This is a genomic window from Labrenzia sp. R5_0 (assembly GCF_017743835.1).
GTDB classification, from domain to species: domain Bacteria; phylum Pseudomonadota; class Alphaproteobacteria; order Rhizobiales; family Stappiaceae; genus Roseibium; species Roseibium algicola.
Map to the genome: position 1 here is coordinate 344946 of NZ_JAGHRK010000005.1, position 15498 is coordinate 360443.

The following is a 15498-nucleotide window of genomic DNA, read 5'->3' on the forward strand; positions in this document are numbered from 1 at the left end:
GTGAACCCGTGACGACAATCACCGGTCTGAAGACATACGATCTCCGCTTCCCAACGTCCGAAACCCTGGACGGTTCGGACGCCATGAACCCCGATCCGGACTATTCCGCGGCCTATGTCGTCCTTCAAACCGACGAGGACGGCCTTGAAGGCCATGGCCTGACCTTCACCATCGGGCGCGGGAATGACATCTGTGTTGCCGCAATCGAGGCCATGGGCCACCTGGTGACAGGGCTTGATCTTGCCTGGATCTCCGAAAACCCCGGCCGCTTCTGGCGTCACGTGACCTCGGACAGCCAGTTGCGCTGGATCGGACCGGACAAGGGCGCCATGCATCTCGCCACCGGCGCCGTCGTCAATGCCGTCTGGGACCTCTTGGCCAAACAGGCCGGCAAACCGGTCTGGCGTCTTGTCGCGGACATGAGCCCGGAAGAGATCGTTTCCATTATTGATTTCCGCTACCTGACCGATGCGATCACGCCGGAAGAGGCACTTGCCATCCTGAAAGCGGCGGAACCGGGCAAGGCGGAACGGATCGCGCAGCTCGAAGCACATGGCTATCCCTGTTACACCACCTCGGCGGGCTGGCTCGGCTATCCCGACGACAAGCTGCGCCGGCTGTGCCGGGAAGCGGTCGAGGCAGGCTACACCCATGTGAAGCTGAAGGTCGGACGTGATCTCGCCGATGACATCCGCCGGCTGAGGATCGCCCGGGAGGAGCTCGGGCCCGACCGGTTCCTCATGATCGATGCCAACCAGGTGTGGGACGTCGGACAGGCCATCGACTGGGTACAGCAACTCGCGTTCGCCAAACCCTACTTCATCGAAGAACCAACCAGCCCGGATGACATCGCCGGCCACCGCGCGATCCGCGAAGCGGTGGCGCCGGTGAAGGTGGCAACCGGTGAAATGTGCCAGAACCGGATCGTCTTCAAGCAGATGATCGCAGGCGGTGCCATCGACATCGTGCAGATCGACGCCTGCCGGATGGGCGGTCTCAACGAGGTTCTCAGCGTTCTGCTGATGGCGGCCAAATTCGGCACTCCCGTCTGGCCGCATGCCGGCGGCGTCGGCCTTTGCGAGTATGTCCAGCATCTGTCGATGATCGACTTCGTTGCGGTTTCCGGAACCAGGGAGGGGCGCGTGATCGAATTTGTCGATCATCTCCACGAACATTTCGTCGACCCCTGCACCATCCGCAATGCCGCCTATATGCCGCCGCAGATGCCGGGTTTTTCCGTGGAGATGAAACCGGCCTCCATCGAACATCACATCTTTCGAGACGGTGGCGCAGACGCCGCCTGATGTCACAAGCCACACATCAAAACCAAGGATAACCCCATGAAACTTCTCCGCATTGGAGACGCCGGACGGGAAAAGCCCGCCATTCTGGACAGTGATAACCGGCCGCGGGATCTCTCCGCTCTCGTTTCCGACATTGCCGGCGACACGCTGACGCCGGACGGGCTGGCGAAAATCGCATCCGTCGATCCGGCCACCCTGCCGTTGCTCGAGGAAGGCCGTATCGGTCCCTGCGTGGGTCATGTCGGCAAGTTCATCTGCATCGGCCTCAACTATTCCGACCATGCCGCTGAAACCGGTGCGGAAGTGCCCAAGGAACCGGTGATCTTCCTGAAGGCGACAAGCGCGATCTGCGGCCCCAATGACGACGTGAAGATCCCGCGCGGATCGGTCAAGACCGACTGGGAAGTCGAACTTGGTGTCGTGATCGGCAAGGGTGGCAGCTACATCGAGGAAGCCGAAGCCCTTGACCACGTCGCGGGATATTGCGTCATCAACGATGTTTCCGAACGCGAATTCCAGATCGAACGCGGTGGCACCTGGGACAAGGGCAAGGGCTGCGACACCTTCGGCCCGACAGGGCCCTGGCTGGTGACCCGGGACGAGGTTTCCGATCCGCAGAACCTGAAGATGTGGCTGGAAGTAGACGGCAAGCGCTATCAGGACGGGTCGACGGAGACCATGGTCTTCGGTGTCGCCCACCTGGTCAGCTATGTCAGCCGGTTCATGAGCCTGCAGCCGGGCGACATCATTTCCACCGGCACGCCTCCGGGCGTCGGCATGGGACAGAAACCACCAATCTATCTGAAGGGCGGAGAGGTGATCGAGCTGGGCATTGAAGGACTTGGTGTCCAGCGGCAAAACGTGGGCAAGGCTTAACGTAGCTTTTGCCGTGATGGCGACACTCTCCAACAAAGGGTGTCGCCTGACAGTCCAGATGCCCGCATCTGATAAGGAAATCATGATGCGAAACGATACCTACCGCCGGCACGTCATCTTGTCCGGATGTTCGGGTGGCGGAAAGTCAACGCTTTTGGCGGAACTGGAACGACGGGGTTTCGAAACCGTGCCGGAACCCGGCAGGAGGATCGTCGCCGAAGAGCAACAAGCTGAGGGGAGGGCGCTTCCCTGGGTCAATCTCGAAGCCTTCGCCAGAAGAGCGATCGACATGTCAGTCCGTGACAGGGAGCGATTGAACAGCGCTGAAGGATGGGTCTTCTTCGACCGGGGCCTGATCGACGCAGCTGTTGCCCTGGAATTCACGACCGGCGTAGCCGTGTCAGACACCCTCGGCAAAACAAGCCGATTTCATTTTCAGGTCTTTCTGACACCGCCCTGGCCGGAGATTTACGCCATAGACGCCGACCGGCAGCACGGCCTGGATGAAGCTATCGGTGAATACCAGCGATTGCTCGATGCCTACGGCCAACTTGGCTACGAGAAAATCATCTTGCCGAAGACGGATGTCGGGAAGCGAGCGGATTTCTTGCTGGATTGTCTTTCCAGGCACCAGGAGACGCAGCACTAGATCGACATCACCACTCTGGTGCGTACTGCGTACCTATTCTTCGCTCGGCTGCTCTCTCTTGCCGGCCAGGATCTCGCGCTTCCCAACGTGGTTGGGCGCGCCGACAAGGCCTTCGTTTTCCATTTTCTCGACCAGGGTAGCGGCACGGTTGTACCCGATGCCGAGGCGGCGCTGGATATACGAGGTTGAGCAGCGCTTGTCGCGCAGGACGATCTTCACCGCCTTGTCGTAGAGGTCATCACCGTCTTCGGACGCGATGGCACCCTTGTCGAAGACAGCTTCTTCTTCTTCCAGCTCTTCCTCTTCTTCCGCAGTCACGGTTTCAAGGTACGCGGGCCGGCCCTGGCTTTTCAGGTGGGCGACAACCTGTTCGACTTCCTCGTCCGAGACGAAGGCGCCATGGACACGGTTGATACGTCCGCCACCCGACATATGCAGCATGTCGCCCATGCCGAGCAGCTGTTCCGCACCCTGCTCGCCGAGGATCGTGCGGCTGTCGATCTTCGAGGTGACCTGGAAGGAAATCCGGGTCGGGAAGTTTGCCTTGATCGTGCCGGTGATCACGTCGACCGAAGGACGCTGTGTCGCCATGATGAGATGAATGCCTGCGGCACGGGCCATCTGCGCCAGACGCTGGATAGCGCCTTCGATCTCCTTGCCGGCGACCATCATCAGATCCGCCATCTCGTCAACGATGATGACGATGTACGGCATCGGAGCGAGGTCCATTTCCTGCTGCTCGTAGACCGGTTCCCCCGTATCGCGGTCGAACCCGGTTTGCACGGACACGATAACCGGTTCACCCTTCTGACTCGCAGCAGCGGCACGCTGGTTGAAACCGTTGATGTTGCGCACGCCAAGCCGTGCCATCTTCCTGTAGCGATCCTCCATTTCGCGCACAGCCCATTTGAGAGCTGTCACGGCCTTTTTCGGATCGGTGACGACAGGCGTCAGCAGGTGCGGAATGTCGTCGTAGATGGACAGTTCCAGCATCTTCGGATCTACCATGATCAAGCGGCACTCTTCCGGCTTCAGGCGGTAGAGCAGCGACAGGATCATCGTGTTGATTGCAACCGACTTGCCCGAGCCGGTCGTTCCGGCGACCAGCAGATGCGGCATCTTCGCAAGATCGGCAACAACCGGCTCCCCGCCAATCGTCTTGCCGAGGCTAAGCGCAAGCTTGCAGCTGGTCGCGCGGAAGTTGGTCGAATCGATCAATTCGCGGAAGTAGACGGTTTCACGCTCCGTATTCGGCAGCTCGATCCCGATGACGTTCCGGCCCGGAACGACCGCAACACGAGCGGAGATGGCCGACATGGAACGGGCAATGTCATCGGCGAGGTTGACGATGCGTGAGGACTTGATGCCCGGGGCCGGTTCGAACTCGTAAAGGGTGACCACAGGCCCGGGGCGCACGTGGATGATCTCGCCGCGCACCTTGAAGTCTTCCAGAACGCTTTCCAGAAGCCCCGCATTCCGTTCCAGTTGCTCCTGCGTCATCTGGAAGCCCGGACCATCCTGCGGCAGTTGCAGCAGATCGCCGGACGGAAACTCGTAGCTGCCGAACAGCGACTGTTGACCTGATCCCGCACCGATCGGCGGCAGAGCATGCGTACTCGAGGACAAGGACCGGGGTGTGGGGCTTGGCATCGAAATCGACACTCGTGACCGACCGGTAGCGTCCTGATTGCCTTCCGGGTTTTGCTGTGCTGCCGGCCTTTGGCCGGCCGGCTGCGGAGACGGGTTTGCTGGCCTTGCGGCAATCGGTCTGGAAAAGGAAGGCGCAGGCGTGGGGGATGCAGAACCGTTGCATTCCACGACCTTGTACAGCGACACGATTCCCTCCGGTGGCCGCGCCACCTGTCCCGCGACGGGCACCTCCTCGTAAACCGTCCTCACGGCTCGTACCGGCTCCACGACCCTCTGCGCAGGCACTTCTGCAGCCGGCTGAGGAGTGATGGCATCGTCGGACATGAATTCAAAGAAGGCGTGATCGGACAGGAAACCAAGGTGCGCCGTGGAAGAATGCGCGTCATTGGCAGGCGCCTGCACATTCACCGGCCCACCATCGGCGGGCGGACCAATCACCTGTGCAACTGGCATGGTTGCGGGCATAACAGGGGAGGGGTTTGGCGTGACCAGCGGCTGCTGTGCAACGGGCTCTACCTCGACCGGGGATACAGTTTCACCGGCGCTGACTTCGCTTGCGTTTTCTACCGGTGCAGATCGCTGCTTTGAACCGCGGTCTGGCGTCCGGGTGAAGCGAACGTTGGGTGCAAGGTAGAAATAGCTCTGGCAGGATTCGTCCGAAGGGGTTTCCACCCCCCGGTTTCCATCTCCTGTCTGCTGCTGCGGATTGCCTGCAACATGTGGCAACCGGCGCGTCTCAGGCACCCGTTCACCATCTGTGGCGGCAGGTTGCCCGAGCGGGTTTTCGCCCTGCGCTTTCCGACTGGAATCATCGGTTGAAGCTGGCTGGCCGGCATCGTTCGAATTCGAAAGTGAGAAATTCTTCCGGGAAATACGCATGGACAAAGAAGACTAGTGTTTCGGGTTGAACGCCTTTGGGAGAGATGTAGGAAAATAAGGTTAACAGTCTCTATCCAAACCCTGTCATTCTCCACCTTAGAGCCACCTCCGATCGACCGTCAGGCGTGCAAATTTCGGCGAAAATGCGCTGAAAACAACACCTTGATGCCAGTTCAACAATGTCGCGTTTATGTGATGAGCCCTTTTGTCGGGCTCACCCTCCTAGCCGATGCAAAAACGGAAGCTGGCGGCGATGATCTTGCGGTCCATGTCGCTCAGATCGATCGCCCCGCGCACCTCGCCACCGGACGACATTCCAAGAAACAGGCTGAACTCGATCCGCTCGGTAACCGACAGCAGTTCAACAACCTTGTCGTTGATTTCGACCTCGACGCTGCTGTCACCGACAACCCGAAGGATATCCTTGGTGGCTGTCGCCGTGATGCCACGTCCTTTTGAGAACATGTTTATGCTTGTCGTCGGCAAGTTATCAGGGTTCAGAATACCACCATCGGTCGTGATCAGGACGTAGGGTTTGTTCTTGCGGCAATAGCTGGAAAACTGGCTCGCGAGATCATAAAGGCGCGTGGCGCCCTTGCGCTTGCTTGCTGCCACCAGACCCTGCTTGTAGGGCTCCAGAAAGAACGCCCCGAACCCTTCCGGCGTGACAAGGGCAAATTCCTCAAGCTGCGCCGCGTCGGGAACGAACATGTCGTCCGGCTTCGCACCCGTGCCAAGAACGAAGATGCGAGCATCGATTCCCATTTCCAGAAGGTAACGTACAATCCGGCTGGACAATTCCTGCGCGGACATCAGCGCCTGGTCCAGCTGGCTGGACGGGACCTGGCCCGTCCTCTCTCCGGACAGGTAGAACTGGTGGAAGCCCAGACGGTTGCCGTCTGGAATACGTCTGACTTCACCCCCCAGGAACGCGTAGGAACAGGCGCTCATGCAGTAGCCGCCGTCCACTGTGTCCCCGAATGTGCCCTCGGACTTCCAGATGCCGATTTCCGTCTCCATTCCTCTGGCACGGATCAGCTCTCCCAGTTCCAGGCCGGCAATCAGACTGCCGCCGGGGCTGTGCAGCAGAACCTTGTTGCCGTCTGAATGCTCATTCTTCAGGTAGCTTGAAAAGAGCGCGGGCGTTTCCGCGGTAATCTGCCCTTCGGCTCGCACATAACAGGACGCCGCGTTGTTGCCCTTGCAGACGTTTTCGAACGTCATGCTTTCTGCCTGGGCTGCACCTGAAGACAATGCAATACAGGCAACAACCGCGAACGCCGCCACCCGCCAATCACGTGCGGCAAAAATCCGTCCCAAAGACTTTTTCATTTCGTTTTCCTGAACCGGTAAGACCTGAACGTCGGTCAAACGAGAAAACAACAAAGCCATTAAAGAGAGCCTGAAAAATCAGGACAAGAGAACGATCGCTCTCTTGTCCCAGTCTCATCAAGCCCGATGTCTTTATTGCGTTCTGAACCGGCATCAGGGGAAAACGGAATTGCGTAATTCACCAACCCCTATTTGGGGAAGGCGGAAAGGTATTGGCAGCAGCCCGAGGCAGGTGTCATGGGCTGCTGCCGTTTGTCTGAAATCTTACTTCGGCATCATTCCGCCGATGGCATACATGCCGTCGTCGCCTTTCACCAGCATCAGGATCACGCTGTCGCCCGGGGTGAGATCATCCGACATCTCTGCGCCTTCCAGAAGGGGCAGATCCATCGTCATGGCCGGCCAGCCGATTTCCGGAATCGGATCGTGGCTGACGTTTGCAGTCCCGTCGCCGATGGAGTTGACGACGGCATTGGCGTGGACCGCCCCGTCCATCTGTTCGGCGGTCATGGGCATGTTGGAATGATCCATGCCGCTATGCGACGACTGGGCAAGGACAGCCGGGGTGGCCGCCATGGACAGGAACGCTGCGAGGATGAGGGTCTTCATTTCAGTTGCCTTTCTTGGGGTTTGTTTGTGAGTTGCAAAATCATTCGGCCGGCTGCACCGCACCTTTGATGTCCGGGGTGGCTATGCTCAGCTCACGGTTGACCCGCGAGAGAGCAAGCCGCTTCCAGATCGTGAAAATGGCGGGAATGACGAAGAGGGTCAGAAGGGTGGCGGTTGCCATGCCACCGACCATGGGGGCCGCGATCCGCTGCATGATTTCCGAGCCCGTACCGTCGCCGTACATGATCGGGATCAGCCCGGCAAAGATCGTCGCAACGGTCATCACCTTTGGCCGCACGCGCAAAAGCGCACCTTCGAAAACCACTTCCTCTACGTCGACAACCGTCAGGGAGCGGGCCTCCGCGGCCGCAAGCTTCTTGCGTTTTTCCCAGGCCAGGTTGAGGTAGAGCAACATCACGATGGCTGTCTCGACCGCAACGCCTGCGAGGGCGATAAAGCCGACGATCACCGCAACCGACATGTCGAAATCCAGGTACCAGAGGAACCACACACCTCCGGCCAGTGCCACGGGAAGCGCGGCAAGGATGATGCCGACTTCAATGACCCGGTTGAACGCCATGAACAGCATGAGCGTGATGATCAGCAAGGTCGCCGGAGCCACCAGCTTCAGGCGTTCCTGCATGCGTTCGATGTACTCATACTGGCCCGACCAGGCGATCGAATAGCCGGGCGGCAATTGCACCTTCTCCGCTACCGTCCTGCGAGCTTCATCAACGTAGCCGCCCAGGTCTCGGCCGGTGATGTCGATGAAGACGAACCCGGTACGCCGGGCGTTTTCAGACCGGATCATGCCTGGTCCGTCGACAACGCTGACCTCTGCCAGGGCACCGAGCGGAATATGGGCACCGGACGGCGTGACCACCGGAAGTTCCCGCAAGCGCTCTGGACTGTTGCGCCAGTCCTGCGGATAGCGGAGGTTGATGGGAAAGCGCTCCAGACCTTCGACGGACTCCGATACCTGCATGCCGCCAATCGCGGTCTGCACGACGTCCTGGATGTCCCGCACGCTCATCATGAAGCGGGCAGCCGCCTCCCGGTCGACGTCGATCTCGATGAAGCGTCCCCCGACGGGCCGCTCGGCGTAGGCCGATGCCGTGCCGTCAATTCCTGCGACCGCGTTTTCGACTTCAATGCCGATCTTTTCGATGACGCCAAGATCGGCCCCGGTGATCTTGACCCCGACAGGGGTCTTGATGCCGGTTGCCAGCATGTCGATGCGGTTCTTGATCGGCTGGATCCACACGTTGGTGACGCCCGGTATCTGGACGGCCTGATCCAGCTCATCCCGGATCCGGTCCATCGTCATGCCCTCCCGCCACTCGGCGCGCGGCTTCAGCTGGATGGTCGTCTCGATCATCGTCAGCGGGGCAGGGTCTGTCGCCGTATCGGCACGGCCCAGCTTGCCGTGGACCGTCTTTACTTCCGGTACGGTGGCGATGAGACGGTCGGACTGCTGAAGAACCTCACGCGCCTTGCCGATGGAAACGCCGGGATAAAGCGTCGGCATGTAAAGGAAGTCACCTTCGTTGAGGGCTGGCATGAATTCCGTGCCGATCCTCTGAAGGGGCCACCACATGGAGGCGACCAGGACACCCGCCAGAATGGTCGTTGCCCAGGGCCAGGCAACGGCTGCATCCAGAAAAGGGCGGTAAAACCAGATGACAATCCGGTTGAGCGGGTTCTTGTTCTCCGCAAGAATTCGCCCGCGGACAAAGTACCCCATCAGCACCGGAACCAGCGTGATGGAGAGTATGGCCGCGGCCGCCATGGCGTAGGTCTTGGTAAAGGCCAACGGCTTGAAGAGCCTGCCTTCCTGGCTTTCCAGAACGAACACCGGCAGGAAGCTGACGGTGATGATCGCCAGGGAGAAGAAGAGGGCAGGGCCCACTTCCGAGGCACATTCCCCCACGATCCGCCAGCGGTTCTCCGCTGTCAGTTTTTCATGTTCCAGCCGACGGTGCATCGCCTCGATCATGACGATCGCCGCATCCACCATCGCGCCGATGGCGATGGCGATGCCGCCAAGCGACATGATGTTCGCATTCACGCCCTGCAGCTTCATGATGATGAAGGCAGCCGCAATGCCGAGAGGCAGGGAAAACAGGATGACGAGCGACGAGCGCAAGTGCAGAAGGAACGCCGCGCAGACCAGAACGACAACAATGAATTCTTCGGTCAGCTTTGTCTGAAGATTGTCGATCGCACGTTCGATAACGCCGGAGCGGTCGTAGGTCGTGACGATCTCCACTCCTTCGGGCAGGCTGCTGCGCAGTTCGCCGATCCGTGCTTCGACTGCCTTGATGGCTGCCAGCGCGTTGCCGCCCCAGCGCAGGATCACAACCCCGCCGACGGCATCGCCTTCGCCGCCGAATTCACCGACACCACGGCGCATTTCCGGCCCGAGTCGAATGTCGGCAACGTCTCCGAGCGTCAACGGCGCACCGCGGTCGTTGACCATCAACGGCGCCTTGGCAAGATCGGCAAGCTCATCGACGTAACCGGTCGAGCGCACCATGAATTCGGCTTCGCCCATCTCGATCACGCTGCCGCCGGTTTCCCGGTTCGCGGCTTGGATGGCGCCTCGGATCTGCGCCAGCGTTATGTCGTAGGCCCTGAGTTTGTTGGGGTCCACGACCACCTGGTATTGCTTCACCATGCCGCCGATCGTGGCGACTTCCGACACACCGTCGACGGTCTGAAGTTCGTATTTCAGGAACCAGTCCTGAAGGGCACGCAGTTGGGCAAGGTCATGGTTGCCGGTGCGGTCTATCAGGGCGTACTGGTAAATCCAGCCGACACCCGTCGCATCGGGGCCAAGCTGTGGTGAAACATCTTCAGGCAGGTTTGCAGCAATCTGACCGAGGTATTCCAGAACACGGGTTCTGGCCCAGTAAAGATCGGTGCCGTCCTCGAAAACGATGTAGACGTAGCTGTCGCCAAAGAAGGAAAAACCGCGCACATCACTGGCACCTGGCACGGCAAGCATCGCCGTGGCGATGGGGAATGTGACCTGGTCCTCCACCACCTGAGGCGCCTGGCCGGCGTAGGGCGTGCGCACGATGACCTGAACGTCCGAAAGATCCGGGATTGCATCGACAGGCGTTTCACGAATTGCCCAGATACCGGCCACGGCGATCATGGCGGCGATTGCCAGCATGATCACCCGGTTGGCGATGGAGGCACGAATGATTGCGGCAATCATCACAAGCCCTCCTCACGCCGAACGCCGACCAATGTCATGGAGAAATCCGGATTGCGCTGGAGCAAAAGTGTTACCTCCTGATCCAGTGGCAAATCACCAACGGCAACGGCCTGATCAACGGCAAAATCCATGGTCATGCCCGGCATGCCTATCTCTGCCATCGGTCCGTGAGTGATGTTGGCCGTGCCTGCATCCTGATCAAGTGCATTGATGGTGCCGCGGACTTCCATCGGCGGGGTGATCGGCTCTGCCTTTGCCAGGACCATCGTCATTCCGTCCGGCCTTGAAAAGGTGAGCGTGGTTTCCGTGCCGACTGGCAGGGCATCCAGCTCCAGGGTCTCGTCCACCGCGAATGCCATGGTCATGCCAGGCATGCCGATTTCGGCAATGGGGCCATGGGTGATTGTAGCCTTCGCGTTTTCGGTATCGATCGAGTTGATCGTTCCCGACACCACGATGGGTGCGGCTTCTGCTTGCGCGTCGTCGGCAACGTCCTCGGCCTGCTCTGCCGACGGATCCTCGGCAACGCCCGGCTGCCTTACTGCCACGATCGAAAAGAGACCGCCGTCGCCCTTGGCGAGGTCGAATTCGACCGGAACATTCACCGGAACCGACTGCGGATCGAAGCCCGAGACATCCAGGTCCATTTGCATGGCAGGCCAGCCGAGATCCGGGATCGGACCATGTTCCATCGTCAGTTTGCCGTCGCTTGTAACAGCAAGAACGGTTCCCGACCCCGTGGCTGCAATGCCGTCGTCTAACCCGAGCTCGATCAACCCCAGCAGGCCATCAGCGCCGCGCGCTGCCTTGAAGGAAACCTGCTGGCCCTCGCTCAACCGGTCGAGAGGGATGGACGCCGCAACAGGAAAACGTGTTGTCATCGCGGGCCAGTCGAGACTTTCCAGACTGTCGTGGCGGATGGTTGCAAGTCGGGCTTCGCGGTCGAGCGCGACCAGTTCACCGGTCCCGCGCGCAGGAACTTCGTTCGTCGGCGCCATGCGCATCAAGCCCGCATTGAGCGCGCTTTCGCTGTCGATCAGGAACTGGGCCGAAGCAACAACCTCCTCACCGGGCTCAAGCCCCTGAACAACCTCCGTGCGCCCGTTTTCTCCAAAATTGTCACGCAATCCGGTGGTGATCAGCCTTGGCTTGAAGGTGCCTTCGCCGACCTTGATGACAACACGCTCCGCTGTCCCCGTCCGGATGACGGCTTCGGAGGGAATGGTGACTGCAGTGCGGGTCTCGTTTGGAAACAGCCTGACGTTGCCGAACATGTTCGGCCGCAACAGACCTTCGGCGTTGTCGAACAGGAGCCTGACAGGCAGGGTTCGCGTTTTTGGATCGAGTTCCGGGTAAATGTAATCGATCTGGCCTTCGAATGTCCGTCCCGGCAGATGTTCGAAGCGGGCGACCGCACGCATGTCTTCCGTCAAACGCGCGATATCGCGCTCGAAGACATCCACAATCAGCCACACCTTGTCGAGATCCGTGATGGACATGGCCTGTGCGCCGGGCTGCAGGAACATGCCGTCGGCAGCCGCAAGGGCAATGACGACCCCGTCGCGCGGCGCGACAACCTTGATCCTTCGGGCGACCTTGCCGTCTGCCTCGATCTCGGCAATCTGCTCCTCGGAAGCCCCATGGCTGCGCAGCTTGTTGCGGGCAGCCTCCAGGGACAGACCGTTGCCGTTCGAAAGCGATCGCAGGAAATCGAAGCTGGCAATGCCGAATTCGGGTGAAAACAGCTCGAAGAGCACTTCGCCCTTTTTCACTTGGTCGCCAACGGCGCGAATGTTCAGCGTCTCGATCCAGCCGTCCACCCGGGTGTGAACATGACTGGTCAGATGTTCGTCGTAACCGACGAAACCGACGGTTTCGATTTGCCGGGAGATTTCACCGACACGGGCCAAAGCGGTACGTACGCCGATGGCATTGACCTCGGCCGCCGACAGGTTGACTTCAGCCGGATCAGCGGAAGGTTCCTGTCCGGCATAAACCGGTATCAGATCCATTCCCATCGGCGACTTGCCGGGCCCGGGCTGGCGGAAGTTCGGGTCCATGGGGGCGACCCAATAGAGAATTTCTGGTCCCCCCGACGCATTGCCGTCGCCCGGGTTCAGATAAAGGCGCTCAAGAAACACCCCGCCTGCCACACCTGCGGCAAGGGCGATGATGCTGAGCGCGGTATAACGTCCACGCATAGTAACCTCTGAGTTGCCAGCGGCTATTTGCCGAAGGCATGTCCATCACTTCTGGCTCCGCGAAAATCTGCGGAGGAACGATGTTTTCAGAGGAGGCGGGGAGGTCGTTCGGGAAGGGTGATGTCCGAGACGTGCAGGGCATCAGGCGGCAACTGCGTGAAGGCGAGGGCCTGGGCAAAACCCAGTGCCATTTCCTGGCTATCGCGAACCGTATCGGCAGCGCACAACGCACCGCCGCAGCACAGATCGAATTTCACCTGTCCGTCGTCCGGCATTTCATCGCCCATCATTGCCGAGGCATGACCCATCATCGTTTCACACGGCATGCCGGCGTTGGCCGCAACATGTTCTCCAGGAGCCATCATCGCCTGGTGCGCAGGTGCAAACCCGGCAAACAGCAGGGCAATCGCGAACAGGATCGTCGCGGCCAGTCTGCTGATGTGATGCACGGGTCGGGTCATGTTGCGCGATATAATCCAGTCCAGCACAAATACAAGTGCCTGATAGGTGCTGTTGAGCAAGCCTTCGAAGGGCGGTTAATAAATTTCCGTTCTTGATTTGGAACCGTGAAACGCCCGGTTCTGCGATAGTTCATCCGATCACAAGACAACCTGAGACCTAAATACGCCTGGCGGGGCCGAAGCAGAAGCGAATATGAGCGTCGGCCCTTCAATTTTTCGTTTGCGTCAGGGAGATTGATGCGGATCTGAACAGGGTCGCGTCTATTCAAGCAATTGGATACCGGCGAAAAGGATAATGAGAATTCCGGCAGTCGCATCGAGCGCTCGGGAAACCACGCTGAGGGTCGCGCCGTTCCTGAGAGCGACATCGAGAAAAAGGCGCTGGCCGGCAACCGCCAATCCTGCCACTGCACAAAGCGTGAAGGCGATGCCGACAAGCATCGATGCCGCGAACATCAGACCCGCCCCCGGTTCGCCTTGCGACAGGGCTGCCACCACGACAAACAATGTCAAAGGACACGGTACGAGACCGGCTGTAAGGGCTACCCAGAAGCCTTCGGCTCGCTTCCTGCCCGGCCTTGAGCGGATTGCCCGGACAAAGAGCCATGCGCCGATACCTATCAGTGTGACGCGGCTGATCAACTCGAGAGCCGGGGCCCGGCCGCCACCAACAAAGGATCTTTCCACAAGCTGGGAGGCAAAGAAGGCGATCAGAACGGCTGTGAGCACATGTGTTGCCGCCAGAAGTGTCGAGACCGAAAATGCACGGGCGAAGCTGCTTCTGGCTCCGGCGACATAGCTGGCCAGGATCGTCTTTCCGTGCCCGGGCGTCAAAGCGTGAATGGCGCCGAACAGCACCCCTGTCCCGATCATGCTCGCAAGAAGCCAGAAATCCCCCGACTGGCTGAATTCCAGCAACGAAGCTCGCACACCGCCATAGATCCAGCGTTGCCAGCAGATGAGAAGATCCATCATGGCTGACGATCCGGCCAGGTGTGGTGAAGGCTGTCGATCACGAACGCATGTGCGTGTCGTTTTCCATGCGCTTTGGCAAGATGCGGGTGGTTTGCCGGCAGGTCGGGGTGAGCATGGTCGAGAATACTGTGATCGTCTGCAGGCCAGGACTTGCCGGCCACAACCCAGCCAAGCACAGCCAAACCGGCGAGAACGACCATTGTCACAGACATCGAGGAATTTGCTCCAAGCCAGCCGGCAAGCGGATAGGCAATCAGCCAGCAACCGTGCGAAAGAGCAAATTGTGCCGCAAAAACCAATGAACGGTCCTGGGGATGGGCGGAATTTTTGAGAAGCCGTCCAGAGGGCACGAGCACCGCTGACATGCCCGCCCCCATGGCAAACCAGACCAGCAGCAGGGCTGGCCAAACGAAAGGCACCGGCAGGACCGCCAACAGGCCGGCGAATATCAGCAATGAAACGGGAAGCAGTGCCCCGCCGGCGAGCATGACGAACCGTTCGGAACGGCTTGCTAGAAGCTTTGGCAGCGTCAACGCGACAACCATGGAGCCTCCGCCATAGGCCGCCATCGACAAGGCCAGGTCGGTGTCGTCGAGACCAAGGTACGATTTCACGATGACGACACCGTTGACGATCACCATGGCTCCCGAGGCGGCAACCGCGAGATTGAGGGCCAGCAATCCTCTCAGGCGTGGTGTCTTCAGATAGATCTGCAGGCCCTTGACGGTTCTTCGGAACGCGGGCTCTTCCGCGTCGGCCTGCGGCGAGACGAGCCGAATGGTCAGGATCAACCCGGCAGAGAAAAGGAAGCCGGCAACGGTACCACCGAACAACCAGTGGAAGCCGACAAGGCCAACCAGGACGGCTGCAATCATCGGGCTGAGAAGGTTTTCAAGATCATACGCCATGCGCGATAGCGACAAGGCACTCGTGTAGTCCTTTTCATCCGGAAGGATATCGGGAATGCTGGCCTGGAAGGCAGGGGTGAAGGCCGCGGACGCGGTTTGCAACAGGGCGATCAGAAAGTAGATCTGCCAAATCTCGTCAACGAAGGGCAGGGCCACCGCGGTCAGAGCCCGGACGATATCCAACGTGACGAGAAACATCCGACGCGGAAACCGGCTCGCATAAGCGGCAGCAATCGGGCTGATGCCGACGTAGACAATCATCTTGATCGCAAGGGCTGTTCCCAGAACGGCGCCAGCCTCATCACCTGCAAGATCGAAGGCCAGCAGCGCCAGGCCAACCGTCATCAGACCTGTGCCGAACAACGCGATGACCTGCGCGAAAAAAAGATGGCGGTAGGTTTGATTGGCAAGTACCGAAATCACTTAACTCT

General features: G+C 59.7%; 11 protein-coding genes. 3 read left to right on the forward strand and 8 right to left on the reverse strand.

Annotation, left to right across the window (positions count from 1 at the left end; all coding sequences use genetic code 11):
- Window positions 1-8: 8 nt before the first annotated feature.
- The 3 genes from J7447_RS24975 to J7447_RS24985 all read left to right on the forward strand — a co-directional run bounded on the left by J7447_RS24975 (window position 9) and on the right by J7447_RS24985 (window position 2829).
- Complete coding sequence (locus tag J7447_RS24975) at window positions 9-1304, forward strand: L-fuconate dehydratase (protein WP_209171280.1); 1296 nt, start codon at window positions 9-11, stop codon at window positions 1302-1304.
- Window positions 1305-1340: 36 nt separating this feature from the next.
- Window positions 1341-2180: a fumarylacetoacetate hydrolase family protein gene (locus tag J7447_RS24980; RefSeq protein WP_075284566.1), complete on the forward strand. Its 840-nt coding sequence runs from the start codon at window positions 1341-1343 to the stop codon at window positions 2178-2180.
- An 82-nt stretch (window positions 2181-2262) separates the two neighbouring features.
- A complete protein-coding gene (locus J7447_RS24985; protein WP_209171281.1) occupies window positions 2263-2829 on the forward strand; it encodes an AAA family ATPase in 567 nt (188 codons plus the stop codon).
- A gap of 33 nt (window positions 2830-2862) precedes the next feature.
- Here the strand turns inward: J7447_RS24985 and J7447_RS24990 are convergent, their stop codons facing one another.
- From J7447_RS24990 to J7447_RS25025, 8 genes are all read right to left on the reverse strand, one after another.
- Complete coding sequence (locus J7447_RS24990) at window positions 2863-5358, reverse strand: DNA translocase FtsK (protein ID WP_209171282.1); 2496 nt, start codon at window positions 5356-5358, stop codon at window positions 2863-2865.
- A 222-nt stretch (window positions 5359-5580) separates the two neighbouring features.
- Window positions 5581-6690, reverse strand: coding sequence for a hypothetical protein (locus tag J7447_RS24995; RefSeq protein ID WP_209171283.1), 1110 nt, complete (start codon window positions 6688-6690; stop codon window positions 5581-5583).
- Between the two features lie 264 nt (window positions 6691-6954).
- Window positions 6955-7299: a copper-binding protein gene (locus J7447_RS25000; protein ID WP_023001336.1), complete on the reverse strand. Its 345-nt coding sequence runs from the start codon at window positions 7297-7299 to the stop codon at window positions 6955-6957.
- Window positions 7300-7339: 40 nt separating this feature from the next.
- Window positions 7340-10522, reverse strand: coding sequence for a CusA/CzcA family heavy metal efflux RND transporter (locus J7447_RS25005; protein WP_209171284.1), 3183 nt, complete (start codon window positions 10520-10522; stop codon window positions 7340-7342).
- Window positions 10522-12723, reverse strand: coding sequence for an efflux RND transporter periplasmic adaptor subunit (locus J7447_RS25010; protein WP_209171285.1), 2202 nt, complete (start codon window positions 12721-12723; stop codon window positions 10522-10524). The genes J7447_RS25005 and J7447_RS25010 overlap by 1 nt, the downstream gene beginning before the upstream one ends.
- Before the next feature lie 86 nt (window positions 12724-12809).
- Window positions 12810-13184: a hypothetical protein gene (locus J7447_RS25015; RefSeq protein WP_139314303.1), complete on the reverse strand. Its 375-nt coding sequence runs from the start codon at window positions 13182-13184 to the stop codon at window positions 12810-12812.
- A 261-nt stretch (window positions 13185-13445) separates the two neighbouring features.
- Window positions 13446-14159 carry an ABC transporter permease gene (locus J7447_RS25020; RefSeq protein ID WP_209171286.1) on the reverse strand — a complete coding sequence of 238 codons (714 nt, stop codon included), beginning with the start codon at window positions 14157-14159 and terminating at the stop codon, window positions 13446-13448.
- On the reverse strand, window positions 14156-15490 hold the full coding sequence (locus J7447_RS25025; protein ID WP_209171287.1) for an MFS transporter: 1335 nt from the start codon (window positions 15488-15490) through the stop codon (window positions 14156-14158). Before J7447_RS25025 ends, J7447_RS25020 begins: the two co-directional genes overlap by 4 nt.
- Between the last annotated feature and the right edge of the window lie 8 nt (window positions 15491-15498).

Bases quoted from the DNA above. Each gene is read 5' to 3' on its own strand.
- J7447_RS24980 (WP_075284566.1), top strand. From the start codon at position 1,341: ATGAAACTTCTCCGCATTGGAGACGCCGGACGGGAAAAGCCCGCCATT.
- J7447_RS24985 (WP_209171281.1), top strand. From the start codon at position 2,263: ATGATGCGAAACGATACCTACCGCCGGCACGTCATCTTGTCCGGATGT.
- J7447_RS24990 (WP_209171282.1), bottom strand. From the start codon at position 5,358: ATGCGTATTTCCCGGAAGAATTTCTCACTTTCGAATTCGAACGATGCC.
- J7447_RS24995 (WP_209171283.1), bottom strand. From the start codon at position 6,690: ATGAAAAAGTCTTTGGGACGGATTTTTGCCGCACGTGATTGGCGGGTG.
- J7447_RS25000 (WP_023001336.1), bottom strand. From the start codon at position 7,299: ATGAAGACCCTCATCCTCGCAGCGTTCCTGTCCATGGCGGCCACCCCG.
- J7447_RS25005 (WP_209171284.1), bottom strand. From the start codon at position 10,522: ATGATTGCCGCAATCATTCGTGCCTCCATCGCCAACCGGGTGATCATG.
- J7447_RS25010 (WP_209171285.1), bottom strand. From the start codon at position 12,723: ATGCGTGGACGTTATACCGCGCTCAGCATCATCGCCCTTGCCGCAGGT.
- J7447_RS25015 (WP_139314303.1), bottom strand. From the start codon at position 13,184: ATGACCCGACCCGTGCATCACATCAGCAGACTGGCCGCGACGATCCTG.
- J7447_RS25020 (WP_209171286.1), bottom strand. From the start codon at position 14,159: ATGATGGATCTTCTCATCTGCTGGCAACGCTGGATCTATGGCGGTGTG.